The sequence below is a fragment of the Bacillus mycoides genome (assembly GCF_018742245.1).
Taxonomy (GTDB): Bacteria; Bacillota; Bacilli; order Bacillales; family Bacillaceae_G; genus Bacillus_A; species Bacillus_A cereus_U.
This window is the reverse complement of the sequence record NZ_CP036132.1, coordinates 803,007-828,937: the sequence shown is the minus strand read 5'-3', so window position 1 is coordinate 828,937 and position 25,931 is coordinate 803,007. Positions and strand designations below refer to the sequence as shown.

Here is a 25,931-nt window from a genome sequence, read left to right as displayed (position 1 = left end):
TTCACCCAACATACCGTATCATCGCCACCTCATCACAATAATCAACTTTTGGACAATGTCTACAATCAATCCACACTTTTTCTGGTAATGCTTCTCTATTCACAAAATCAAACCCGCACTTTTGAAAAAATTCCGTTTCATATGTTAAAGAAATTACCCTGTTCACTTTTATCTTTGCCGCCTCATTCATTACATGATTCACTAACTTACGCCCTATCCCTTTTCCTGCATATGTATGCGAAACTACTAACGATCGTACTTCTGCAAGATCCTCTCCTAACACATGTAAGCCAGCAACTCCAACGACTTCCTCTCCTTCTTTCATAACATATAAACATTGTAAATATTGATAGAGAGACAAAAGAGCACACGGCAAAACAACTCCTTCTTTTGCATACATTTCAATGAGATTATAAATTTCTTTCACATCACTTGTAACCGCATTAAAGATTTTCATATTATATCCCCTTGCCCCCAGTGTTAATATTTATAACATTAGTTGAATTTTAATTCATAATTCCATATAATAATACATCTCTCTTTTCTCTCCGTCAATCACTTTTCTGAATTTTATATAAACAAAAAACCAAGCAACTTAATCGATGCTCGGTTCCTCATTTCGTATCGGCAATACCGTCGAATATTTAATTTCACGAAGTGCTAAACTCGTCTGTATCCTTGTAATACCAAGCTTGTTCAACTTTCTGATAAACTGCTCCAGTTCTTTACGATCACGATTTGCAACCTTTAATAAATAATCATACTCTCCTGTTAAACAGTGACATTCTAACACTTCCGGCATCGCTTCTAATTCTTTTTCCAACACTTCCAGCTTATCTGATTGATGAATATTCGTGCTCATAAAAATGAAACATAATAAATCAAATCCAAGCTTTTCTTGATTTAAAATTGCTACTTGCTTATCAATGAATCCTTCCCCGTCTAATCTTTTTATTCTTGCATGCATAGCAGCTGGTGATAAATTAACGCGGCGTGCTAATTCTGCATTACTTACTTGTGACTCTTTCTGCAATATATCTAAAATTTGCACATCCAAATCATCAAGCACTTTAATAACAGATGACTCCATCAAAATTCCTCCTTTTTTCTTACCGACGATTATTCGAAGAAACATCTCACAACTTATATAAAACTGAATATTTTTCTGTAAATGAGATTTTTAACGAAATATTTTATCGGATTTTTACCATTATACAAAAGAATATATTAGACAATAAAGAAAAATGCTAAAATTATTTACAGTTCATTCTTATTTCAACAAAGGGGTTTTTAGCATGCCTTATTTTTATGTCTTTTTACTATTATTAACAAGCTTATTATGGGGAGGAAATTTCGTCGTTGGGAAATCACTCGTCGATCATGCATCTCCGACGACACTGACAAGTTTAAGATGGATAATTGCGATCATTTGTTTATTACCAATGGTATGGTTTAAAGAGAAGAAAATCATTCCACCACGCTCTGCAATACTTCCGTTAATACTTATGGGAATTTCAGGAGTCGTTCTTTTTAACATTTTTCAATTTTTAGCACTAGAAAAAACATCCGCAACGAATGTAGGTCTTATTTCTACATTGAACGCTATTTCGATTGCATTATTTTCTGTGCTATTTCTAAAAGAAAAAGTAAATACACTTCAAATGCTTTCTATGATTCTTTCATTTTTCGGGGTTATGCTCGTCCTTTTAAAAGGAAATTTCGCACTTTTATTTTCACTACATTTTAATAGCGGAGATTTATGGATGATGGCGGCAGTATGTATCTGGGGTATTTACTCTGTTTGCAGTAAATGGGCGACAAAAACAGTTACACCGCTAATGGCGACGTTATATTCTGGTATTTTCGGCGTCATTTTATTGCTTCCATTTAACATAGGCAACTTCACTGTTTCCAATATTAATTCTTCCTTCATAACATCACTTTTATATACAGGACTCGTTTCAACGGTCCTTTGTATGGTATTTTGGAACATTGGTGTACAGAAATTAGGAGCTACTACATCGGGTATTTTTCTAAATTTCAATCCAATTTTCACAGCTATTTTAGCATTTATTTTCCTTGGAGAAGAACTAACATGGATTCAAATTTCCGGGACAATTATCGTCGTGACAGGATGTTATTTATTTTCTCATTTTAAAACCGCTGCTTCTCAGCCAACTAGAACTTTAGTGCGAAAGCATTCTTAATGAAAAAACATCGCCACCAGAGTGGCGATGTTTTTATTTACCTTTCATTTCTTTCACATACTGTTTTTCTTCTTCTGGCGATAAGCGTTCTGTTGCCTTTCCGGTATCACCACCTTGAATTTCCCACAAAAAGTTATGCTCCTCAACCGTTTGTGAAAAGTCTCCTTTCTCCCAACGCTCCAAAGTAGAAAGTAGCTTTGATTTATGTTTAAAATTCGTACTGCTTTCTACTGCGTTCTTCGCACTACGAATTTCCTTATTTGTCATTTCAATAAATCCCCATTTTTCAGAGGATTTCACTTTTTGATGTACCATCCTATGCATTGTAGAAATAATTTCATCTTCACTAGCTTGTTGCTTCTCTTCCTTTGCTTTCTTCCCTTGTTGCCCCATTACATTTTGTGCTTTAAGACTCTTCTCCTCTTCTTCTATATAATTAAGCAGTTTAGTAACACCGAATACAGCTCCTATCGCAATTACAATCATTGTAATTGTCCCTATAATCCATTTTTTCATATTATGTATTCCCCATTCCCCTAATAATCACATAAACAAATAGAATCGCCTGCGCACAGCCGATTCCATTTGTTTCCTTATTTCATTTTAAACCTTCATCGCTGCTCGCACAATATAACTATCCACATATTGCTTGAATTTTACGATTTTTCCATTTTCAAGCTGCCATATATGAACGAATTCTGCTTCAAATGATTTTCCCGTTTCTTTATAAACTCCAGAATACATACCTTCAGCAATGATTACATCTTTTCCGTTTACTTCATGGTACGTATTTACACTCGCTTTATAATTATCCCATTCTGATCCTAAACGACTAAATACATTTTCCATTATAGCTTCTGTACCTATATACGTTCCGCCGTATGGGAAACCTTCTGCCTCTGTCCATTCTACTTTTTCAGAGAGGGCTTCCGCTAAATGTTTTGCATTTGAAGAAGATGGTCCTTCATATGTGCTTCGAACAATTTCTAAATTTGTTTTTTGTACCATTATTTTTTCACCCCAAATGCGTTTGCCGCTAAAACAAGTCCAATTTCTAACGCTTTAACGTGCGGGAATCGTTCCTTTATTGCCGTTTGAATTTCTTCACTTGAAGGATTTCCTGCAAGAACTTCATCAAATGCTACTAAATATTTACGAGTATGCTTAATCGCATCTGCTGTATTTGGTACGTCATAATCACGATGTCCAGCTACAACAATTTCAGGATGAAGATTTTCAATTTCACTTAATGTTTCTAACCATTTATGACGAGCTTCAGCATCTGTTTCTAACGTCCATGCGAAAGTATTGTTATACACGATATCTCCTGTAACTACTGCTTTTAATGACGGAATCCATACGTAACTATTATTAGGTGTATCACCTTGTAGACCACCTTTAATGATTAAGTCATTTCCCTCTAACGTAAGCTTATCTCCCTCTAACACTTCTGGAACAATTGGTTGATGAGGAACATTATGCCCAATAGATGGTTTCCATTGTTCCACTTTCTTTTCAAACGTATTGCGAATATCTTCTACTGTATTTCGCAACGCTACAATTTTCGCTTTTGGAAATGCTTCATGTAATACATTTAATCCAAAATAATGATCTGGATGGAAATGAGTTACATAAATATGAGCTAAATTCTTTCCTGTTTCAATAATTTGAGCTGCTAAACGATGTGCATCACTTAATAAAAATTGTGCATCGATAAGAATTGCATCTTTTTCTCCGTATACAATTGTGGATGTAACTTGAAATGCTTGCTCAGATCCTGTAAAAACCTCTAAATGTAATTTTGACATGTTATTTCCTCCACTTTTTATTTACTCTTTTATATTCCTTTATTCTTTAAGCTTTATTATAGTTGTAACTATTTTAGTTACAACTATAATAAAAAAATATACGAATCATTTTATTACTAATTGACTTAGTGTAATTATTATAGTTACACTAAGTCGCCAAGTCAACACTTAAAAAATGAGATTTACTTCGTTTTCATTACTTTCTCTTTTAAGAAACGATCTACATATCCTTCTGCTTTTACAACGAATAAATACGCACCCATTGACAATAATGCAAGATCTAATTCATATCCCGGATTCTTTCCATCTCCTAATAAGCCTGCTGCTCCATTTACCTTTACGATAGCTCCAGCTAAAATAAGAGCGAATAACAATCCTACATATCGTACACCTAAACCGATGATTAATAATATACCACCTACTAATTCAACTGTTGCTACGCCGTATGCAAGACCACCTGGTAAGCCGATGCTTGTAAACCATCCTGCTACGTTATCGATACCTGATTGAAACTTTGCTAAACCGTGTGCAAAAAACGTAACTCCTAACACGATACGAATAATTAAATTACCAATATATTGATTCATTCTGAACTCTCCTTATTTGTTTTGTTATGGTGAACATTTATTCACAAGACAAAACAATACGGTATTTTTTTTCATTCGTCAAATACTTTTTTAAAAGAATACAAAAAACATTATCCCTTTTGCGGATAATGTTTTTTTACAAAATAGCGTTAATTCAAGCTCTCACTCTATTCCTTAGAAAAAAGTTTAAATTTTTCCCCAGCACGAACACAAGACAATAAAGAACTATCTTCTTCCATCACCATTCCAACAACATTTACTTTCCTATCTTCAGGCAAATCATTTATAACAATTTGCATTTCGCCAGCATATCTACCGTACAATTCATTATCAATTGTAATACTGCCTCGTTTTCTTGAAATTGTATTCATCGGCTGTAATACAGCTTTATTTTCTTCGCGCGATTCTACAGAACGAATGGCATCACGAGCTGGATCAAGCCGATTCGTATGCACTTTCTCTACCACTTTCAATACTTCCATTTCATTTGTAAATGGCTCATATCGCAGCGGAATAATCCCATTACTCGCCATCGCGATTTCTTGTACACTTTCTAGACTCGTGCTTATGTCTCCAATCAGCACTTTATCGACGTCACACTCTTGAACAAGTTCTAAATACGCTTCAAGTGGCCGCGTATTGCGGTGCTTTTCTAACGTTGGTAAACCTCCATATAAAGGACCTCGTTTTTCACCATCTCCCGGAATAAATGCCATCGTTTTTATTCCGCAATCATGTAAATACTTATTTTGTTTTTGTAAAAATGACTTTGCTAGTCCTGTTTCTGGACGCGGATAAAAATTATGCCATGCTTCTACATTCTCTACTTGTATATTTTCTGCAAGTAACTCTTTCCAAAATGATTCTGTAATCGTACTCGCATTTAAAGCCACTTTCATCTTATGAGATACGCGTGCGATTTCTTTTGGCGCAATGCCGTAGTCCATTCTTAAACCAGTAATGCCCCACTCCAATAATTCTTCCACATTTTCATATGTTATTCCTAAATGGTTTAACGATTTTGGAGAGACATCAACCATTAATTCCATTTCATTTTCGAGAGCTCGTTTCCCAAGTATTTGAATTAACTCCTGATACGTATTCGGATCATCTTCTGGAATGTGAAGAGATGTAAAAATAGATGAAAATCCGTTTTCTTTCGCTAGTTTTACCCATGCTTCTTGTTTCTCTACTCGCTCTTTTGAAAGATAAATTGAAACTCCTAACATATAAATCTCTCCTTCTACTAATATAAAAAAAGAGAAAGGAATCCCTTTCTCTATATGTTTTCTGCCATTTCTTCTTTAAAGCCGAAGAAGTACGTAAAGATAAATCCGAAAGTATATGCAATCACTAACCCTAAGAAATATAATAAATATTTATTATCAGCAATTAACGGAATTAAAGATAATCCTGATACACCGATTCCGAGTGAAGCCGTTTTCATTACTGCCTGGAATGCACCACCGACAGCCGCTCCTAAACAAGCAGTAATAAATGGTTTCCCAAGTGGTAATGTAACCCCATATAATAACGGTTCGCCAATTCCTAAAAATCCAACTGGCAATCCACCTTTAATCACATTACGAAGTCGTTTATTTTTTGTTTTTACATAAATCGCAATCGCTGCTCCTACTTGCCCAGCACCTGCCATTGCCAATACTGGTAATAAAGGCGTTACGTGCGTTTGATTAATAAATTCCATATGAATCGGTGTTAAACCGTGATGCAATCCGACCATAACGAGAGGTAAAAATGTTCCGGCAAGTACAGCTCCGGCAAATGCTCCGCCAATATTTAAGATAGCATTAATTCCGCTTGTAATTCCTTCAGATAAGAAACCTGCAACTGGTTGAATTGCTAACATCGTTACTATACTTACCACTAATACAGTAATGAGTGGTGTCACGATAATATCAACTGCATTTGGCACTGCTTTTCGAACTTGTCTTTCAACTACAACCATAAGCCATGCTGCAAAAATAACTGCAAATAATCCGCCCCGTCCGGGTACGAGCGCTTCACCGAATAGTTTTACATTCGCCATCGCTGGGTTGAAAATTAAAATACCTGCAATTGCCCCAAGAACTGGTGTCCCGCCAAATTCTTTCGCTGTATTCCAGCCGACTAAAATGCCTAAGAATGTAAAGATACCGCCGCCAATTAAAAGTAACATTTGTAGCCATGTTGCATTCGGGTCAGCACCTGCATTTTTCGCAAAGTTAGCAACCCCGTTTATAATTCCTGATGCGACAAGACCAGGTATTAACGGAATGAAAATACTTCCTATTTTTCTTAAAAAGTTTTTCACTGGTGTATTATTTTTCTTCTTCATATCTGACTTTATCTCCCGGCCGAGATCTTCAAGGTGATGATCTGCCACTTCACCAATTCTGAGTCCTGTTAAAACTTCCATTTCAGCCGCTACTTTATTTACCGTTCCTGGACCAACGACAACTTGAAGTGTTTCATCTTCAATCACACCCATAACGCCTTCAACCTTTTTCAAAAGGTCCATGTTCACTTTACTTTCATCATGAAGCGTTAATCGTAACCTCGTCATACAATGAGCAATGCCACGAACATTTTTTACTCCCCCAAGTTGCTCCGTAATCCTACTCGCCATTATATCTTCTTTCTTCATAACAGAATCCCCCTCCCCAGAGTTTAAAGTGCCTTCTTCACAAATCCTTTCGCACCTTTTAATTTTTCTAGTGCTTCCCCATATTCACACTGTAGTAATATCATAACGATTGCAGCTTTCACATTTCGATCTGCTCTTTCATAATACTCTGTAGCTACTTCATAACTAGCGCCGGTCGCTTCCACAATAATTCGTTTTGAGCGTTCTACCAATTTTTCATTTGTAGATTGAACATCTACCATTAAGTTTTTATATACTTTCCCTACACCAATCATAGACGCTGTAGAAATCATATTCAGTACTAACTTTTGCGCTGTGCCAGCCTTCAATCGTGTTGAGCCTGTTAATATTTCTGCGCCTGTCTCCACTTCCACATTTAGTTTTGCATATTTACTTATCACAGCATTTTTATTACAGGAAATACTAGCTGTACTCGCTCCCACACTATTTGCGTATTTCAATCCCCCAATTACATAAGGCGTTCTACCACTTGCTGCAATTCCAATCACCGTATCTTTCTCGTTTAATCCAATACTTTTTAAATCTTCTTCTGCTAACTCTTCACGATCTTCAGCACCTTCTACCGCTTTGGTAAACGCTTTCAATCCACCTGCTATAAATCCCTGCACCATTTTGTCATCTGTACCGAATGTCGGTGGGCACTCCACTGCGTCTAAAATGCCTAAACGACCACTCGTACCAGCACCAATATAAATTAATCGTCCATCTTCTTCAAAAGACTTAATAACAATCTGTACAACCTTTTCAATTTCTTCTATTTCATTTTCAACTGCTAACGCAACAGTTCGATCTTCTTGATTCATACTTTGTAAAACTTCTTTTATGCTCATCTCATCTAAATTCATCGTCTTCTCATTACGATGTTCTGTAGATAAATTTTCTAACATGTTGTCACCTTCTTTGAAATTTAATTTCATACTTTTGTTATAAATTCCAGAAATTTAAAATCAATATTACTTTCTTATTTTATGAAATTTCATTTCTTTTCATGACAAATTTATGTCCAGCCACACAAAAAAGATGGGTTGCCCCATCTTTTTACTTTAACTTCCGTAACCGCAGAGCTTCTTCTCTCGTCTCCATAAATTGATCTATCACATTATTGCCAATACGGTTAAAAGTAATAACGTATAAAGCATCAATCATATTCAGTTGCGTCATTCGTGAAGCAATACTTGCAATGCGATGATCTTGCTCTACATCCGGCATACAAAGGCGAATGTCTGCCGCTTTATATAGAGGAGATGATTGATCTAGCTTCGTAATCGCAATAACTGTAGCACCTTGTCTTTTCGCATATTGCGCCATTTCAAGCACATCTTTCGTCCGCCCAGAAGTTGAAATCGCCACAAATATATCTCCCTCTTTTAAATTTGTTACGAGTGGCAACATCATATGAAAATCGGATAGCATCATTGCAGTAAATCCAAGCCTAGTAAATTTATAAGCTCCGTCCATCGCCGGTGTAGCTGATCCACCTACACCATAAAATATGATCTTATTAGCATTTACAATACTATCTGCAGCTTTCTCAAGTTCCTTCTTATCTATCGCAGTAACACTCGCCTCAATTGCAGCTTTATTCACATATGTAACTTTATTAAACAAATCGTACGGTCCATCTTCTGTATTCATCACTGAAAAATCGTTAATATTATAATCAACAATTGTTAATTCACGAACGAGCGCTATCTTAAATGCTTTAAAGCTTCCAATACCGATTGTTTTACAAAAACGTACAACACTCGCCTCACTCGATCCCGCATTTGTAGACACTTCTTTTGTCGTTAAATTTGGAACAATCTCTGCGTTCTCCATTATGTACATGGCAACCTTCTTTTCAGCTGGTGAAAATTGATCCATATTATTTTCAATTTTAAATAGTAATGTTGAAGCTTTCACCATTTAACCTCCACTTCTTACAGCTACTTTTTATTTCGCATATTCTTCTTCATGGAGATAATAGCCATCATCACCAGGAGGATGATGAACAATTACAGTTCGATTCCCTTTTTTATATGCAGTTATTTCACCTTCAGATCTCTGTTTTTCCCATCCGTCTATCCAAATTGCGAAGTCAGGTAAAAATGCGGTGTACTTATGTTCTTTCGGATTATCCCCTTCCACATAGGAAGAAAAAATAGAAACCGGAAAACCTTTCACTTTTGATTCTTTTCCTACAATAAATGGTATGCAAAGTAAAAGAAGTATAACTACACCTATAACTTTTCCCCTCGTAATCTTCATCTATTTCTCTCCTTACCCTAGCATATACGTAGATTTTACCATAATTACAACCTGTTCATGCTACATAACCATTGCTTTTTTGCGATAAAAAAAAGAGCTTACCTACATCAGATAAGCCCTTTCTATACAAAGTACTTCTTCAAAAGTGGCGGCGTAATAATCGTTGTCAATATAACAACAATGACAATAGCTGTGAAATTTTCTTTCGCTAATAAATTCGCAGTTAATCCATTTGCTGCGATAATAAGTGCTACTTCTCCGCGCGACACCATCCCTGCACCAATACTAATAGAAGATTGTAAATTAAACCCTGTTAATCTTGCTCCTAAACCTGATCCAATTAACTTTGTGAATATTGCAATGAGCGTCATAATGATAATGAACCAAAGTTGACTTCCGATACCTTGAAATGTAATTTCCATTCCGATACTTACGAAGAACACTGGTACAAATATCGCATAAGCAATCGGTTCAATTTTATGTTCTACTTCATGCTTATACTCTGTTTGAGAAATTGCAATTCCTGCTGCAAATGCCCCAATAATACCGGCGATCCCCATTTGCTCACTGTAATAAGCAAATGAAAAACAAATAATAAGAGCCGCACTAATTAACGCTTCCGACACGCGAAGCGGGACGAGCATTTTCATAATCCACGGAACAACTTTCCATGCGATAAAAACAATACTTACAAAGAAAATAAGTTTCTTTGCGATAACCAGTGTTATATTCACATCTTGCGTTCCTAAAAAGCTCATAACAAACGCTAATAAAATAACGACAATTACATCATCAAATACGGCAGCACCTAAAATCGTAGTACTTTCTCTCGTATTCATCTTCCCTAAATCACGTAACGTTTGCACTGTAATACTAACCGATGTTGCGCAAAGTAATAACCCTATAAAAATTGCATGAGATTGCATTAATCCAAACAACAACCCTGCCACATAACCACCAATGAAAGGAAAAATAATTCCACCAGCCGCTACTGCAAATGATGATTTTAAATTCCGATTTAACTCTTCTAAATCTGTTTCGAGTCCCGCCATAAACATAAGTAGCAAAACACCAATTTCACTAAGCTCATCAATAAGTTCTGAACTATTAATAATACCTAGCACCGCAGGACCGATAATAATACCAACAATTAATTTACCCAGTACAGAAGGCTGACCGAGCCTAACGCTAATATCACCAGCTAATTTCGTACAAAGTAAAATGACGACAAGTTCAAAATAAAATAACATAGCATCTTCTCCTACTATATAAAGTAAATCTTTTTGTTAACCTGCATCTATTTCTGCACATAGTTTCTCCTTACAACTGGCATTTTATTTGTTAAAGTTTTATTTGACAAAATATTCTGAATTATAATAAAATTAATCCAGAAATTTCAAAAAACTACATACCATAACTGTACCTACATTCACTTACGTACTCTTTTCCAATGGCTTCACACTATTCGCAGTTATGGAAATGTAAAAACGGGGGGAGAGTCCAAAGTGAAGTCATTATTACGAAAAAAAGCGCTTAGTACTGAATCACCACGGCAGCTAGATAGAACATTAACGGCACTCGATTTAACGTTTTTAGGAATCGGCGCCGTAATTGGGACAGGGATTTTTGTATTAACAGGTATTGTAGCAGCAAAACATTCTGGTCCTGGTATTATGCTATCATTCCTTATTGCTGCATTTACTTGTGCTTGTGTAGCTTTTTGTTATGCCGAATTCGCTTCTTCTATACCAGTCTCAGGAAGTGTTTATACTTATGCATACATGACCGTAGGAGAAGTTGTCGCCTTCATCGTTGGTTGGTGTTTAATGCTCGAATATTTACTCGCAGTTGCAGCGGTAGCTGTTGGCTGGTCTGGATATTTACAATCATTGCTTCAAGGGTTCAATATACACCTTCCCGCCATTATTTCCTCGGCCCCCGGAACAGGAAAAGGTGGTCTCATTGATTTACCGGCTGTTTGTATTTTACTTCTCATTACTGGTCTTTTAAGTTTTGGTATACGCGAAAGCGCACGCATTAATAATATTATGGTCCTTATCAAATTAGCAGTTATTATCGCCTTTATCGTAGCAGGCGCAAAATATGTAAAGCCTGAAAATTGGACACCGTTCATTCCATTCGGGTACGACGGTATTATTACGGGAGCTGCCACTGTCTTCTTCGCCTTTTTAGGTTTTGATGCAATCGCAACTGCGGCAGAAGAAACGAAAAAACCGCAGCGTGATTTACCAATTGGCATTATCGGTTCTCTTCTTATTTGTACAGTTTTATACATGATCGTATCTTTCGTTTTAACAGGTATGGTTCCTTATACGCAATTAGATGTTTCTGATCCAGTTGCATTTGCACTGCATTTCGTTGGTGAAGATACTATTGCGGGGCTACTTGCAGTTGGTGCGATGACAGGAATGACAACCGTTCTTTTGGTCGTTATGTATGGACAAGTTCGTGTTTCTTATGCAATGAGCCGAGACGGCTTACTTCCAAAAGCGTTATCACGCGTAAATAAAAAAGTAAAAATCCCTTTACTAAACACATGGATTACTGGCGTTGTTTCCGCTTTATTAGCAGGACTTTTAGACCTACATTTACTAGCAAATTTAGTAAACATCGGTACGTTAACAGCCTTCACATTCGTTTGCTTTGCTGTACTTATTTTACGGAAAACTCATCCTGATTTAAAACGAGGCTTTCGTACACCACTCGTACCTGCACTACCAGTTGTCGCTATTATTTGTTGTTTATATTTAATGCTTAATTTGTCTAAAACGACATGGATCAGCTTTGCAGTCTGGCTTATAGTCGGTTTATGCGTCTACTTCTTCTACTCTAGAAAACATAGTCATTTAGCTACTGAAAAAACAAATGATGAGAAAAAAGAAGCATAAAAAATAGCTCGCCTATAATAAAGGCGAGCTATTTTCACGTTCTATTATGTTTTTTCGTTAACGCTTGTAAAACGATAAAGTGAAACTTTAATTAGTGGGGGGTTTTGTCCATCCCCCACTAATTATTAGCCCTCATCAATCGGGCTCTTACGGGCAGTTGTCTCCCCACTACCTTCCTCGTATTCACCAAATTTTGAGGTGGGAGTCTTACTGCCCGTTAATAGCGGGAAAAATATACCGATGCAAGTTAGTACATAACCTGCAACTTTTGTATACTTCTTCCCCCTTACTTCGCCTCTTTCTTTTTCTTTCTCCATGCGTTTACACTATCAAAGAAAAAGTTAATAAATAGCGTTCCTAGTCCCGCTAATAAAAATGTCATTAAAAATAGAACCCATATACTTTTATCTTTTAATAAATAATATCCTACAAGGAGCACAACGGCGATCCATACATATTCAAGAATTCTTTTTAGCTTTTTCTCTTCCAAATTATTCGCTCCCTTTTTCTATACTACTTTTAGTATAACAAAAAAGAAGCCTATCATGATAAGCTTCTTTTTGTTATACCTTACTTGTTGATACTTTTTTCAACCAGTGAAATAGCATTCTCTAACGTACGATTCATTGATTCAACATACTCATCTTTTACATTTTTATCTTTTAACACAACTTCTGCAACAGTGATTTTTTGACTTAATGATTTAACTGAACCGTCTTTTATATTTCCATCTTGTGCTTTCTTTACTAAAGCTTTTGCAAATTCAACATTCACTTGTAATTTTTCTTTCGGTGTTTTTGGCTGTTCTTCTGCCACTTTTGATTGTACGAATGTTTGGTTTGCTGTTTTTAATTCATTATACATTTGAACAAATTGTTCTCCTGTACTTGTCATATTCCCAAACACTTTCTTAGCATTGTCATAGTTTTTTTGTAATTCTTTGAAAGCTTCTTGTGAATATTGACCTGGCTTTTCACCAAATTCATAAGTACCTGCCAATACTTCTTTCACTTTCGCAATCTCTTCATATAACGCATTTACTTGCTCTAATTTTGTACGATTAGAAAACTCGTTATATGCTGCTACTACTTCTGAAGAACTTAATGCTTTACTATATAATTTTGCGAGCGCAATTTGTCCATTTAACGGAATACCGCCATTTCCGTTGCTATCTGGATCTGCACCAAGTGCAAATGGCACGTTCGGATGATACACTTTCCCACTAGCTGGCTGACTATTTACTTTTTTACCATCTACATAAATTGCTACTTCACTTCCGTTATACGTTCCTGTTAAATGATACGTTTTGTTTGCTTCTAATTGAACGCCAACACGTTTATAGCTTCCGCCAATATGAGCCCATAATTCTACATAGCCACTTCCTGTAGACTCAAAACCAATTCCACCACTCTCTGTATTTTGCAAAATACCTTGTCCGCGAATTTCATTCATTGAAAATACAGTTTCTAACGTAAATGAATTTGCTACTTTTTCTTTTTGTGCTGCTGAAAATGGAAGATACCCAAATGTATTTGCTTTTCCATTTAATTTCATTACATTTGTTTTTAAAGCTTTATCATATGCAATAGATACATTCCCTTTCACATCACCTTTTATTCCAAACGGTGAGTTGTCTTTAAATGTACCATCTAAGAAATTCACATCAAAAATGTCTGCCTTTGGCACTTTTACATTCGGATCAATATCATCTTTTTTCGTTGTGATTTCTGCCGTTAACGGTTGCACGCTTTCATTGCCAAACGAATCAATTGCAACTACTTCAAGTGTGTATGCTTTCCCGCCATCTAATCCTGCAAGTGTAAATGTAAGCTCTTTTGGAACTGGATCACGATAAAACTCTGAGAATGCTAATAACTTATTTTTAATCTCACCCGTTTGTTTATCCTTCGCTTGTACACGATAAGAATGAACAAGAAGGTTGTCCACCGCTTGTGGGAATGTTACTGTTGCTGCGTTTTCCGTTACATTTGATACTGACAATTTCGCATCTTTCGCAAAAGATGGCTTTTCTTTATCACGATCTTCTACATGCGTAAATGTTTCTTTCTTTGATGGCAACTGAATTTTCCATGGCTCGCCTGTCCAAGAATTTGTATGGAAATCACGGCGATTAATTGTTACTTCTTTATCATCTACTTCTACTAATAAACCTTGACTTAATGTGCTAGCTCCTGGCGGGATATTTCCTTGTACTTTACCACCTTCAACTTCCATATAACTTACAGAAGATGTGCCAACAGACGTAAAGTCTTTTTGATGAATCGATCTTGGATCATCTAATGGATAATGTGAATGACCTGAAAACGTAATGACTTGTGGGTACTCTTTTAACACCGCATTAATTTTTGCACTATCTTTCGTTCCCCATTCTTGGCTACCGTACACTGTATCTTTAATATGTTGATGTAAAAACACAAAAATCGGTTTTTCTGGATCATCTTTTTGTGCCTTTGCCATTTCTTCTTTTAACCAATTAATTTGCTTGTCCGAATAATAGCCATGTGTTGTCCCATCCTCTGGAGACATAACAAGGAAATGATACCCTTTTACCACTTTATGATAATAAATCGATTCCATTCCTGTCTTTTCTAAGAAACGCTTCTGTGCTCCCTCTACAGATAAGCCGTTCCAATAATCATGATTACCTAGAGAATTCATTCGTACCGCATCTTTATTTGCATTTTCGCTATACACTTGCATGAAACGATCGTATTGCTTTACTGAACCCGAATCAGTAAAATCACCTACAATGACAAACGCATCTTGCTTTGGTGCAAGCGTATTAAATTGCTCAATCGCTCTTTTCCAGCGGAACGTATCATCTGTTCCACTATCTTTAATATGCACATCACTTACAACTGGGAAAACGATTTTCTTCTCACTTGGTGCCTTTTCTTGCTTTTTCCCTTCCGCTTTAACCGACGTACTCCACGGAAATGACACGAATGCTAATACAAAAACCATTAATAATCCAATAAGTCCTTTTACTTTTCTTAAAGCAGTTCTTTCCACGTAAATCCTCCTCATATAATAAATTAATTACAATGATTATTGTATCGAACGTATATTAACTTCGTTTAAATTAAAAATAAAATTTGTTTAATTTTTGTAAATATACAGTTATCTTTATGTGAACTGCCACATTTACATGAAACAAGCACTTTTTGTCTAATAGACAACTAACTTTTCCCTATAAAAACTATTACGAGGTATGAGCCTATGAAACTATCACGATTTTATTTTTTTTGTCCATTCTTAACACATCGGCCATGCTGTTACATTTAATAATAGTAAATAACATTTCAAAAGGAGGGAATCCTATTGAAACCCCATAAAAATATTGGTTGCTTTGCTCCTTTATCTATCATCTGTCAGCCAACATGTCCTTGCCCTCCAATTCCACCACCCCCTACCTGCAATGCTGAACTTGTTACAAATGAATTCGCCGGTAATATCTTTATCTCAAATGATTTTATCCCAGTTTCTCAAAGACAACTAAAACAAACCTATCCAACATTAAAAATTTGGGAATCCGATGGAGTTATTTCAGTTTCCGGCACTATATCTGTATATAACAATAGGAATAGTGCAAATGCTTTATTCGTGCAAATAGTAGGCAATAATATAAGTACTTTCACCGTTTTACCAGGTAATACATTTTCATACACAGGATCTAATTTACAATCTGTTTCGATAATAGATATTCCAACAGATCCTTCTATTTATATAGAGGGACGCTATTGTTTTCAACTCACTTATTGCAGATCAAAGCGAGATTGCGTATGATTGCATTATTTTTATCTACAAACAACTATTACTTTTGTAAAATATCCAAAAGTTCACTAAAAAACGTGCAAACTACGAAATAGTTTGCACGTTTTTTTATTTTAATATTATAATATCCTATGATAAAGCATAACGAATCGTCATGCAAAATTCTCCCGTTTCTGCAGCTGCTGTCCCAAGAATTGTAACAGTATCAAAACGACGAACTGTAAAAGATGCGCTACTTCCACTTGCAACAACAATTGTTTCTACCGCAGTCCCTGCTATCCCACCACTATAAAACACAATTGTAACAGGACCAGTACCAGTAGCTACTTTCAAATACCCCGATGCATAAATATCTTGAGCAATATTATCTGCATAAATCACTTCAGCAGCAGCTGCTGCAGTCCAATCAATACAAACTTTATCTTGAACAATCGTTTTTTGCGAATTTGCACAGCATGAAAGATTAGTACTACAATTCCCCATCTTATTTTTCCCCTCTCTATGAAATTAAATAACGTGTAGTAATACAAAACTCTCCTTGATAAGTTCCTAATGGAGTAGCTGGCGTCGTAATTTGAATAATATCAAAACGACGAAACGTGAACGAAATACTTGTTCCTTCAGAAACGGTAAACGTTTGAATTGTTCCTCCGCCTGAGCCCAGTACTGTCACTGTAATTTGGTTTGCAGGACTAACTCCTGGTCCAACATCGTAAGTTAAATAACCCGTTCCAACAATATTTTGGTTTACATTATTCGTATACACAGTAAATGTACTAGCTGCAGCACTAGACCATGGATTACAAACTTTATCTTGTACAAAATTGCTACTATCATCTGGACAACACGTTAAAACTGTTCCTGAGCATTCACAAGACATAGTCTTTCCCTTCTTTCTTTTTTATTCCTTATATGTGTATGTCCTGCAGAGTCTTTTGCCTGTACTATTCATCTATTTCCAAAAATAATCACATCATAATGTAAAGTAAAACTCCCACCTCAAAACTTTGCCTTACAGCTAAGTTTTGAGGTGGGAATCTTACTGCCCGCAAATAGCAAAATAAACTAAATAGATTCAGTTTTATTTCGTTTTTTCATAAATTTATAGATAAAGATACTACCTACAACAATAAGAACGACGACTAATATAGGTAACATATATTGTCCAACAACACCCGCTGCTTTTTCCCAATGCGGACCTAATTTCATTCCAAAATAAATATACAAAGTCGTTAACGGGAACATTGCTACAAATGTATATATGCTAAATTTCCATATGTTCATTTTCGCCATACCACACGGAATGGAAATAAGCGTTCGAACTCCCGGGACGAAGCGTCCAACAAATGCTACAACCGGTCCATATTTCTCAAAGAAATCATCTGCTTTTTGAATTTGTTCTTCTTTAATGAAGAAATATTTACCGTATTTCACCAATACAGGGCGCCCGCCGTAATAACCGAGCGCATATAACGTTAATGGTCCTGTCGTTCCACCAAGTGTTCCGGCTAACACCGCAAGCCAAAAATTCATATCTCCCTCGTACACCCAATACCCAACAAGCGGCAAAACTACCTCTGCTGGAATAAACTCAAAAGTTAAAGCTAACACAACTCCAAAATAAGAAAACTGCTTTAAATACTCAATTATATCTAAAATAATTTGCTCCATACTTTTAACCCCCTATCCTATATTCACATTATGCTTTTCTTGCAATTGAACTGGTGCCATCTTTACGATTCGATTCAAAATGAATAACACAATTCCAATGTCATCTAAAATACCAATAAACGGCAAGAAGTCTGGAATGAAGTCGAGTGGCATCGCAACATACCCAACTAAAAAAGCAATAGATAAAATTTTCTTCTTTATGGAAACCTCTTTTGAAGTGAAAAAGTCAAATAGGAATGAAACAAAACGGCGGACATGAAATACAACTCTTAATCTACTAATAAGTTTTTTCATTTTCTAGCTCCTCTCTTTGTATACAAAAAGGACCCTACCAAATATGGTAAGGGTCCTAAAAAAGACAATAAGGGGCCTTTACCATTGCTGGTAAAGGTCTCACTAACAACAAAACGTTGCCAATAAAGCCGAGGGTTTCTCCCTGTAATGACGACTTTACTGTAATAAGTTACTCCCCTTTAGATACACAATTTTATACAATCACATTAAGATATTTGGAGGGGCTTGTCAATATTTTTTTCATAATGAAACCTGTTCACATACTTCTATCACTGTTACAATTTGTCTGCTTATTCTTCCCTACAATCTATTTTTAAAGCGGATTACATTTCGGTATCTCTAACCCTGAGGATTGTGCTAACTTCAATAAATAGTAACACTCCTCCCTCGCCATATGATCCGCCATCCTGGCTGATAATGAACTTAATATTTGCTCAGACAACTCTAATTCTTCTACTTCTCGAAGGAAATGCGAGAATAACTTTAGCTCTAGTGAAACGTCTTTTGTAAACTTCTTCAAAGCTGGAAAATGTTTCAGTTCTGCCCGTAAATAACCTGTCATTTCAACTGCTTTTAAATAAAATTGTTCAAAATGTTTAGCGAACAAATCACTTTTCTCCTTCAATCTTTTTTCCACAACATCTAATCCGCCTGAAATAGAACCAGCATGCCCTGCTGCATCCGTTAACCACGCGAGATGATAGTGTAGTTCATGAAAAATGGGCGGGACTTCTCCCCTCCCTAAGTATTCTAATACTGTTATATATTCCTCCACTTCATTTACCATATGATTAATAAAAGTCGGAGTAAAATGAATTACAATTTTACCTTCCAATTGCTTTTGTATAATATTTAATTTAAATGCTCGAATCTCCTCTGCAGCTTGTTCTGCATCTTTTGAAAATGCAATAAAATTTACAGTATGAATTTCATTTAAAAATTTCGTGAATTCCCCTACAAAATAGGTGGCTTTCTCTATATCTTCTTTCTCCTGTGGAGCTAAAGCATCTAGTAAAAACTGAGCATGATCCCCGAGAACTTTGAGCCAAAATTTATGTTCAAACAGTGCGCTTTCTTCATACATTCTATCCACGCTATCCCCCCTATGATTACTCATGCCTCTGATGAAATTTGAAGCTTATAGCAATCTGGATCATAAAGAGTAATTACCACCCCATCCGCATGCTGTTCTTCCGCAAAAGATATTTTATAAAACTGTAATTTTCTCTTTACTTTTTCCATATCAAGAATTGAAAAGGTTATTAATTCACACGAAGAATTAGCAACCTTCTCTCGCCCTCGTAAATTCCGATTTACCACAAAACAAATTCTCGTTGAACCAACATCATACCAAACACCTGTTACACGTAATTGTGGTCTCTCCTTGCTCGGTTTAAATCCTAGAATTCCTTCATAAAAATATAATGTTTCCTTTAAGTTTTTAGATTCTAATACAATACATGTTGTAATACTTCCCATCCGCACTCCCCCTGTCTCTATTAGTTTTCTATATGAGTCATAATTTACAATTATGTACGAATACAATACGTAGTGATGAATATTTCATTTATAAAGGAGGAGTGTAACATGGATAAATTCATGAAATCTTACATACCTTACCACAGTCCCAAAGACCCTTGTCCTCCAATTGGAAAGAAATATTACTCAACTCCCCCGCACTTATATATGGGTTTCCAACCAACTAATTTACCCCAATTCACACCAAAAGAAGCTTTAAGAAAAGGGACTTTATGGCCTGCTTTTTATGATTATTATGAAAATCCTTACAAAAAAGGACGGTGAATAAAAACGTGACACAAACATTGCCTGATGAATATTACAAATGGATTGAAGAGCTGCAAGAATTAGACTTTGTATTAGTTGAACTTACTCTCTATTTAGATACGCATCCCGACGATACTGCAGCTATAAATCAATTCAACGATTTTTCTTATAAACGAAGAGTATTAAAACAAAAAATTGAAGAAAGATACGGACCACTTCAGCAGTTTGGAAACAGTTATTCTAACGCTCCATGGGAATGGAGCAAAGGCCCTTGGCCCTGGCAAATATAAAGGAGAGAAACTATGTGGATTTATGAAAAGAAATTACAATACCCAGTTAAAGTGAGTACTTGTAATCCAGCACTCGCCAAATTATTAGTTGAACAGTATGGCGGTGCGGATGGCGAACTGGCTGCTGCTCTTCGCTACTTAAATCAGAGTTATACAATTCCTGACAAAGTTGTTGGATTACTAACCGACATTGGTACAGAAGAATTCGCACATTTAGAAATGATTGCGACAATGATTTCTAAATACACAGTGAATAAAATGTCACTAATATTTAAAACAAAAAACCTTCTTAACTTGAAGGTTTTTTGTTTATTTATCAAGATTAAATTCTATAAAATATATCTTTTCGTTACATCATAATTTTCTTTTTCAGTACTTAGCTAAAATCGATATAAAACCAAATGCCCCTTTGATATTTTATCAAAATGGTTGTTGATTTTAATTAAAGTCGTCTGAGCATTAATGTAACATTCCAATTTCATTGAGTATGATTTATTTAAACACTCCATATAAATCACTTAAAAAATTTATGTATGTACACAATTTTATGCTTTGCGCAAACTCACAATATTGTTCTTAGTCTTTAAAGGTAAGCTTTGAACTAATTTCAGTATACATATCCTTTGATAAGAGCTTTCCATCAACTTCAATTTTATTGTATTTCTTTTCATGTTTTAAATGTCTAAGATTTTCCGAGACAATTGAAAAAAACGTTTGATTATCATTACTAAAAAAATATTCTTCAATAGCACTAAACATTTCATTCGCATTGTCTCCAGATATTTCATTTTTAATAAATGAATCCATACAAAATGGAATTCTATAAGAACTGTATTTTTCTAATAAATTAAAATATACTAAATAATACGCTAGATATTTTTTATTTTTATCCATACCACTACCAGCTATTTTCTTAAAGTCTAGAAATTTCAATTCATTTATATTAATACCAGTCAAGGAACCTTTTAGTTTTGAAATTAATACATCAAAGTCTTTCTCAATAGATGTCCTTAACTCTTGTTTTTCTTCATTTAATTCTTTAATCTGTTTTCTTAGTTTTTTAATTTTTTCTTCTAAGTTATGTTTTATTATAATTTGCTTATCAATCAGATTTTCCATTTCATTCACAGCCTCATTTTTAGCAGACTCTTTTACGTAATCATCTATTGTCAGCAGTTTTTTCGATTTTTGAATTCTTGTATTAATTTCATCGATTTTTTGTCCAAGTGAAACTTGTTGTATTCTCAATTCTTTAATTTCTTTAGTGAATTTTTCAATTTCTTGTTTTACCTCATCTTTTAGAAGAGAGATCTCAAATTCATTATTTGACAAATTAAGACGTGTTAAAGATTGTTCTACAGTTAGTTGAGAATGACAATACTTACATTCCGCTTTTATAGACTTATATCTTTTTCTATTCATTATTAAGAGTTGTTCTAGTTCAGATAATTCTTGTTTTTGTAAATCCAGCAATTCTTGCTTATTTAATAGCTTTAATTTGTATTTTGTTGCTTCCTCATTAAATTTATTCACCATGCTTAAATAATGATTAATATCGTTGTTCAGCACTACTTTATCAATTTTTACTACACCAGCTGCATTTATATTCTCTTCTTTATATTCTTCAACAATTTTATAAAAATTAGTTATTGTAGACTCTACTATATTTTTTTCTTTAGTAGAATTAGTAAGCTTATTTTGTAATTCTGTTATTTCTAAATTAGAAAGAGAAAAAATACTTTCAAATATATCTTTTGGGATGCGCGTATATTGACCTAATGTATCCGATACTCTTCGATACATCACACCATCCCACGAATCATCTTGGTCAATATAAAAAGGTAAAATTATTGCCGATGAATAAGCATTATGTAAATTTTTTGTATAAACATTAGCTAGCTGCATATTAATGTTAATTTTTTTTTGTAACCATTCTGAGTATTCTTTCACATTCATAAGCTTATCTTCATCACTGACTCTAAAGATATCTTTCTGTCTAGTGATTGTATAACTTGAATTATCTATTTCTAATTCTAATTGAAAATACATATTATCAGTAGTCCATCCACTAGGAAATTGTCTTACATCAAATCCTAATGTAAAATACAATGATTTCAAGAGACTTGATTTACCTTGTGTATTTCCACTACTAACAATTAGATTATTTCCCTGTTTAAAAACAAAATTTCTTGCTTCTTTATTTTTAAAATCAACAATGGAAAAAGAATTTAGTATCATAAATTTACCCCTCCTAACTCACAGAAACAATCTATTGCCAAAGCAGTAGACAACTCTGTATTTTCTATTTCTGGTGCTACCGCTTTCAATATATCTAGGAAATAATTGATAGCTTCGTCATCACTTTTTGTTTTAATTAAACTAGTATCTGCTTGTTTTTTGACGTTGTCTTTAACTGTCTGATAAATAAGTGGAATACGCGACTTTTCCATTTTTATTCTATATTTCATTACACTATTAATTGAAAGATTATTTAGAACTTCATCAAATAATTCTTTTTGTTGTATATTAATAAATACTTTTTTCAAGTATTCCCCATTAATTTCTTTTCTTTCAATATCACTATCATTAGTAACTAATATTTCACTTTTTTGATCTATTTCTAATGATAATTCACCTAAGACAATTTTAGCTCTATCGTTAGTAACTAACAAATTTCTACTGACCATAACACCTTTTAACATAGTTAAAGCTACATCTAAATCATTTGAAAATGGCGTTATATAAATTTTTTGATTATCTAGTCTATTTTTTTGAGAATTATCTAGTTCTAATGATTCTTTAACAGTCTCTTTTTGTTCATTAGATAAACAGTATATAGGAGAAACCAAATTCCCGATCTGGCTAACTAGCTTATCTTTTGTATTTTCACTCAAATCCCAAAGAAATATTTTTCTTTTGTCCGTATCATTCCCAGGCGCTAAATTTTTTTCAATAATTGATGGACTCATAGCGCCAGATCGCTTTTTCGTTCTTTTTATCAAATTTTTTACTGATAGTTTTTTTGTCCCCTTTACCTGGATAAAAAAAGTAGTGTCTCCAAGCTGAATTTCAAAATCTTCACTTGATTCAGGTATAACTTTAAAGTTATCTTTTTTATAATTATGAATCATTACTAGAATAATAGAAGCTTTTTGATAGTTGAAGCCTTTTATAGCAATAGCTCCTCCATTTTCAATTTCACTCATTTCGCACCTCCTATAAACATATTTCCTATTTTTTATAATATCAGTTTCAATATAATAATTACATCATAAACTAGCTGTCGCCCTTATCTTTATTTTTTGCCTGTTTTCTTTTATTGTATTTTCAAATTAAATAAGTTTAATTAATTTCCTCTTTAAAAAACATTAAAAATTCAGGATTTTAATCTTAAGAACATATTAGAAAAGTTAATTTTTCTTTAAGCAGTACTCATTATTAATAACCATACTACTAATTAGTCATAATAAACGAGCCCTACTCAATAGGCTTAATAATAATAATAATGCATTGCTAAGGAGGTATAGATTTATGTGGATTTATGAAAAAAAATTACAATATCCTGTTAAAGTGAGTACTTGTAATCCAGCACTCGCAAGATTACTAGTTGAACAGTACGGTGGTGCGGACGGCGAACTAGCTGCTGCTCTTCGCTACTTAAATCAGCGTTATACTATTCCTGACAAAGTCGTTGGCTTACTAACTGATATTGGTACAGAAGAGTTCGCCCATTTAGAAATGATTGCTACAATGATTTATAAATTAACAAAAGATGCAACACCTGAACAAATGAAAGCTGCCGGATTAGACGCGCATTATGCGAATCATGACAGCGCTTTGTTTTATCATAATGCAGGTGGTGTTCCTTTTACTGCTACTTACATTCAAGCAAAAGGAGACCCTATCGCAGATTTATACGAGGATATTGCAGCTGAAGAAAAAGCACGAGCGACTTATCAATGGCTAATTGATTTATCAGACGATCCCGATATAAATGATAGCTTACGCTTTTTACGCGAACGAGAAATTGTCCATTCACAACGTTTCCGAGAGGCTGTAGAAATTTTAAAAGAAGAACGTGATAGACAAATTTATTTTTAATACACATATCCTAGCGATATGTGTTTTTTTACGTTAAAAGTAAAATCCTTCCTCATTAACATATAAATAGTATATTTATTCAATTTTACGCATTATTTTAAAATATTTTTAAAATTCCCTCTTGCTTTCTAGTCATCAGACCTTTAAAATAATAACAGTTACTCGACAAATTATTTGAATTTTCGACAAAAACACTCATTAGGAGGATTTTCTTTATATGCGTACAACTTTAAAACCAGCGCAAATACTTTCGATTAGTTTATTGCTATTCGCAGTTTTCTTCGGTGCTGGTAATATGATTTTCCCGCCCCTTCTCGGCCTTTCTTCCGGAGAAAACATGTGGATTTCCATTACAGGATTTATTATTACAGATGTCGGTTTATCTTTACTAGCTATCGTGGCTGTTGCCCTTGCCGGTGGTAGTTTTAATACTTTAGCAAGCCGTGTTCATCCAAAATTCGCAGCAGTATTCGCTATCATTATTTATCTTTCAATCGGCCCACTATTTGTTATTCCACGAACTGGAACTGTATCTTACGAAATTGGAATCGCACCACTTTTCCCAGATCAATGGTATTCTATGTTAGTTTTTAGCGCTATTTTCTTTACAGTCGTTTACTTCCTATCATTAAATCCATCCAAATTAGTAGATCATATCGGTAAAATATTAACGCCAATTTTACTTGTAATTATTGCAATTATGGCAACAAAGGCAATTCTTTCACCAGGATCATTCACTGAGCCTATCGGTGACTACAAAGACATCCCGTTTTTCAAAGGATTTCTTGAAGGATTTTTAACTTTAGATGCAATTGGAGCACTCGTATTATCAACGATTGTTGTAAATGCAATTCGTCAAAACGGTATACAAGATAAGAAATCGATTGCGAAATATACAATTATTTGCGGAAGCATTGCTGCCCTTTTCTTAACAATTGTTTATTTCTTACTCGGTTATATTGGCGCTTCAAACGGAAACTTAGGACAATTTGAAAACGGCGGTCAGCTATTAGCTACTGTTATGTATCAATTCTTTGGGACAAGCGGGAATGTTTTATTAAGTATCGCAATTATCTTTGCTTGTTTAACGACTGCAATCGGTGTTGTAAGTGCATTCGCAAACTATTTCGCAACAGTGTTAACGAATGTTTCATACAAGAAACTGGTACTATACGTTTGTATCTTTAGCTTCATCATTTCAAACTTAGGCTTAAGCTTATTAATTAAAATTACATTACCTGTATTAATTATTTTATATCCAATTACCATCATTTTAATTTTCGTATCATTTATTGATAAATATACGAAACGTAAACCTTCTGTCTATATCGGAGCGATGATCGCGGCATTCATTATTAGCTGTATTCATGCACTTGATAATGTGGGAATGATTCCAAACTTTATCGCTAATATCGTACACACTATTCCTTTTTATAACTTAGGAATAGGCTGGATCGTTCCGGCAATAATCGGTGGTATAATCGGATACTGTATTCCGCAAACAGAAGCTGAAGGTGAAGTTTCTGCAAAATAGAAAGAAGCAAGCATTGATTATGCTTGCTTCTTTTTTAT

At 34.6% G+C, this 25,931-nt stretch carries 29 protein-coding genes and 1 pseudogene; 8 read left to right on the top strand and 22 right to left on the bottom strand.

The features are described 5' to 3' along the window. Position 1: 1 nt before the first annotated feature. Both EXW56_RS04265 and EXW56_RS04260 read right to left on the bottom strand, forming a co-directional pair. Positions 2 to 457, bottom strand: a complete 456-nt coding sequence (locus EXW56_RS04265; RefSeq protein ID WP_215597205.1) for an N-acetyltransferase — start codon at positions 455 to 457, stop codon at positions 2 to 4. A 138-nt stretch (positions 458 to 595) separates the two neighbouring features. Continuing rightward, positions 596 to 1,090 carry an Lrp/AsnC family transcriptional regulator gene (locus EXW56_RS04260; RefSeq protein WP_000446106.1) on the bottom strand — a complete coding sequence of 165 codons (495 nt, stop codon included), beginning with the start codon at positions 1,088 to 1,090 and terminating at the stop codon, positions 596 to 598. A 205-nt stretch (positions 1,091 to 1,295) separates the two neighbouring features. On the opposite strand from EXW56_RS04260, the gene EXW56_RS04255 reads away from it, so the two are divergent. Beyond that, positions 1,296 to 2,207 carry a DMT family transporter gene (locus tag EXW56_RS04255; protein ID WP_002201648.1) on the top strand — a complete coding sequence of 304 codons (912 nt, stop codon included), beginning with the start codon at positions 1,296 to 1,298 and terminating at the stop codon, positions 2,205 to 2,207. A 33-nt stretch (positions 2,208 to 2,240) separates the two neighbouring features. On the opposite strand, the gene EXW56_RS04250 is transcribed toward EXW56_RS04255, so the two are convergent. The 10 genes from EXW56_RS04250 to EXW56_RS04205 form a co-directional block, all read right to left on the bottom strand. Further along, the gene (locus EXW56_RS04250; protein ID WP_002159153.1) at positions 2,241 to 2,723 is read right to left on the bottom strand and encodes a PRK06770 family protein; all 483 of its coding nucleotides are present in this window, start codon (positions 2,721 to 2,723) and stop codon (positions 2,241 to 2,243) included. An 87-nt stretch (positions 2,724 to 2,810) separates the two neighbouring features. Beyond that, entirely contained in the window at positions 2,811 to 3,215 is a 405-nt protein-coding gene (locus tag EXW56_RS04245; protein ID WP_070127964.1) for a nuclear transport factor 2 family protein, read from the bottom strand. Continuing rightward, entirely contained in the window at positions 3,215 to 4,015 is an 801-nt protein-coding gene (locus EXW56_RS04240) for an MBL fold metallo-hydrolase (RefSeq protein ID WP_215558005.1), read from the bottom strand. Before EXW56_RS04240 ends, EXW56_RS04245 begins: the two co-directional genes overlap by 1 nt. Positions 4,016 to 4,197: 182 nt before the next feature. Next, the gene (locus EXW56_RS04235; protein ID WP_001077751.1) at positions 4,198 to 4,602 is read right to left on the bottom strand and encodes a DoxX family protein; all 405 of its coding nucleotides are present in this window, start codon (positions 4,600 to 4,602) and stop codon (positions 4,198 to 4,200) included. 167 nt (positions 4,603 to 4,769) lie between these two features. Further along, the gene (locus tag EXW56_RS04230; protein ID WP_002201651.1) at positions 4,770 to 5,831 is read right to left on the bottom strand and encodes a DUF871 domain-containing protein; all 1,062 of its coding nucleotides are present in this window, start codon (positions 5,829 to 5,831) and stop codon (positions 4,770 to 4,772) included. A 50-nt stretch (positions 5,832 to 5,881) separates the two neighbouring features. Continuing rightward, positions 5,882 to 7,246, bottom strand: a complete 1,365-nt coding sequence (locus EXW56_RS04225) for a PTS transporter subunit EIIC (RefSeq protein ID WP_215597204.1) — start codon at positions 7,244 to 7,246, stop codon at positions 5,882 to 5,884. Between the two features lie 23 nt (positions 7,247 to 7,269). Then, positions 7,270 to 8,154, bottom strand: coding sequence for an N-acetylmuramic acid 6-phosphate etherase (murQ, locus tag EXW56_RS04220; protein WP_002201653.1), 885 nt, complete (start codon positions 8,152 to 8,154; stop codon positions 7,270 to 7,272). Between the two features lie 151 nt (positions 8,155 to 8,305). Beyond that, the gene (locus EXW56_RS04215; protein WP_033710460.1) at positions 8,306 to 9,169 is read right to left on the bottom strand and encodes a MurR/RpiR family transcriptional regulator; all 864 of its coding nucleotides are present in this window, start codon (positions 9,167 to 9,169) and stop codon (positions 8,306 to 8,308) included. A gap of 30 nt (positions 9,170 to 9,199) precedes the next feature. After that, complete coding sequence (locus tag EXW56_RS04210; protein WP_002201654.1) at positions 9,200 to 9,514, bottom strand: hypothetical protein; 315 nt, start codon at positions 9,512 to 9,514, stop codon at positions 9,200 to 9,202. A gap of 122 nt (positions 9,515 to 9,636) precedes the next feature. Continuing rightward, a complete protein-coding gene (locus EXW56_RS04205) occupies positions 9,637 to 10,764 on the bottom strand; it encodes a cation:proton antiporter (RefSeq protein WP_078179857.1) in 1,128 nt (375 codons plus the stop codon). A 213-nt stretch (positions 10,765 to 10,977) separates the two neighbouring features. Here EXW56_RS04205 and EXW56_RS04200 point away from each other — a divergent pair, with 213 nt between their 5' ends. After that, a complete protein-coding gene (locus tag EXW56_RS04200) occupies positions 10,978 to 12,423 on the top strand; it encodes a branched-chain amino acid transporter BcaP (RefSeq protein WP_215597564.1) in 1,446 nt (481 codons plus the stop codon). Between the two features lie 286 nt (positions 12,424 to 12,709). On the opposite strand, the gene EXW56_RS04195 is transcribed toward EXW56_RS04200, so the two are convergent. Then, positions 12,710 to 12,913, bottom strand: a complete 204-nt coding sequence (locus tag EXW56_RS04195; protein WP_002201657.1) for a hypothetical protein — start codon at positions 12,911 to 12,913, stop codon at positions 12,710 to 12,712. A gap of 80 nt (positions 12,914 to 12,993) precedes the next feature. Then, the gene (locus tag EXW56_RS04190) at positions 12,994 to 15,456 is read right to left on the bottom strand and encodes a LamG-like jellyroll fold domain-containing protein (protein WP_215597203.1); all 2,463 of its coding nucleotides are present in this window, start codon (positions 15,454 to 15,456) and stop codon (positions 12,994 to 12,996) included. Positions 15,457 to 15,765: 309 nt separating this feature from the next. On the opposite strand from EXW56_RS04190, the gene EXW56_RS04185 reads away from it, so the two are divergent. Further along, positions 15,766 to 16,230, top strand: a complete 465-nt coding sequence (locus EXW56_RS04185; protein WP_002201659.1) for an S-Ena type endospore appendage — start codon at positions 15,766 to 15,768, stop codon at positions 16,228 to 16,230. Positions 16,231 to 16,347: 117 nt separating this feature from the next. On the opposite strand, the gene EXW56_RS04180 is transcribed toward EXW56_RS04185, so the two are convergent. The 6 genes from EXW56_RS04180 to EXW56_RS04155 all read right to left on the bottom strand — a co-directional run bounded on the left by EXW56_RS04180 (position 16,348) and on the right by EXW56_RS04155 (position 19,662). After that, positions 16,348 to 16,701, bottom strand: coding sequence for a DUF3992 domain-containing protein (locus EXW56_RS04180; RefSeq protein WP_002201660.1), 354 nt, complete (start codon positions 16,699 to 16,701; stop codon positions 16,348 to 16,350). 16 nt (positions 16,702 to 16,717) lie between these two features. Next, positions 16,718 to 17,098: a DUF3992 domain-containing protein gene (locus tag EXW56_RS04175; RefSeq protein WP_002201661.1), complete on the bottom strand. Its 381-nt coding sequence runs from the start codon at positions 17,096 to 17,098 to the stop codon at positions 16,718 to 16,720. A gap of 185 nt (positions 17,099 to 17,283) precedes the next feature. Next, complete coding sequence (locus tag EXW56_RS04170; protein WP_002203339.1) at positions 17,284 to 17,889, bottom strand: DedA family protein; 606 nt, start codon at positions 17,887 to 17,889, stop codon at positions 17,284 to 17,286. 12 nt (positions 17,890 to 17,901) lie between these two features. Continuing rightward, positions 17,902 to 18,183: a YkvA family protein gene (locus EXW56_RS04165; protein WP_215597202.1), complete on the bottom strand. Its 282-nt coding sequence runs from the start codon at positions 18,181 to 18,183 to the stop codon at positions 17,902 to 17,904. Positions 18,184 to 18,496: 313 nt separating this feature from the next. Continuing rightward, positions 18,497 to 19,300 carry a DUF2935 domain-containing protein gene (locus EXW56_RS04160; protein ID WP_002201663.1) on the bottom strand — a complete coding sequence of 268 codons (804 nt, stop codon included), beginning with the start codon at positions 19,298 to 19,300 and terminating at the stop codon, positions 18,497 to 18,499. Continuing rightward, positions 19,297 to 19,662 (bottom strand): VOC family protein, encoded by a 366-nt coding sequence (locus EXW56_RS04155; RefSeq protein ID WP_002201664.1) that lies wholly within the window; start codon positions 19,660 to 19,662, stop codon positions 19,297 to 19,299. The genes EXW56_RS04160 and EXW56_RS04155 overlap by 4 nt, the downstream gene beginning before the upstream one ends. A gap of 108 nt (positions 19,663 to 19,770) precedes the next feature. Here EXW56_RS04155 and EXW56_RS04150 point away from each other — a divergent pair, with 108 nt between their 5' ends. The 3 genes and pseudogenes from EXW56_RS04150 to cotJC (EXW56_RS04140) all read left to right on the top strand — a co-directional run. Beyond that, a complete protein-coding gene (locus EXW56_RS04150; protein WP_002201665.1) occupies positions 19,771 to 19,986 on the top strand; it encodes a spore coat associated protein CotJA in 216 nt (71 codons plus the stop codon). An 8-nt stretch (positions 19,987 to 19,994) separates the two neighbouring features. Further along, a complete protein-coding gene (locus EXW56_RS04145) occupies positions 19,995 to 20,258 on the top strand; it encodes a spore coat protein CotJB (protein WP_000194952.1) in 264 nt (87 codons plus the stop codon). A 12-nt stretch (positions 20,259 to 20,270) separates the two neighbouring features. Further along, a pseudogene (gene cotJC / locus EXW56_RS04140) lies at positions 20,271 to 20,507 on the top strand (spore coat protein CotJC); the annotation flags it as partial. A gap of 327 nt (positions 20,508 to 20,834) precedes the next feature. On the opposite strand, the gene EXW56_RS04135 reads toward cotJC (EXW56_RS04140), so the two are convergent. Beyond that, a complete protein-coding gene (locus EXW56_RS04135; protein ID WP_215597201.1) occupies positions 20,835 to 22,496 on the bottom strand; it encodes a coiled-coil domain-containing protein in 1,662 nt (553 codons plus the stop codon). Further along, complete coding sequence (locus EXW56_RS04130) at positions 22,493 to 23,464, bottom strand: dsDNA nuclease domain-containing protein (RefSeq protein ID WP_215597200.1); 972 nt, start codon at positions 23,462 to 23,464, stop codon at positions 22,493 to 22,495. Before EXW56_RS04130 ends, EXW56_RS04135 begins: the two co-directional genes overlap by 4 nt. 325 nt (positions 23,465 to 23,789) lie before the next feature. Here EXW56_RS04130 and cotJC (EXW56_RS04125) point away from each other — a divergent pair, with 325 nt between their 5' ends. Next, on the top strand, positions 23,790 to 24,359 hold the full coding sequence (cotJC, locus tag EXW56_RS04125) for a spore coat protein CotJC (protein ID WP_002140479.1): 570 nt from the start codon (positions 23,790 to 23,792) through the stop codon (positions 24,357 to 24,359). A 217-nt stretch (positions 24,360 to 24,576) separates the two neighbouring features. Beyond that, positions 24,577 to 25,893, top strand: coding sequence for a branched-chain amino acid transport system II carrier protein BrnQ2 (gene brnQ2 / locus EXW56_RS04120; protein WP_215597199.1), 1,317 nt, complete (start codon positions 24,577 to 24,579; stop codon positions 25,891 to 25,893). The last annotated feature ends 38 nt before the right edge of the window (positions 25,894 to 25,931 follow it).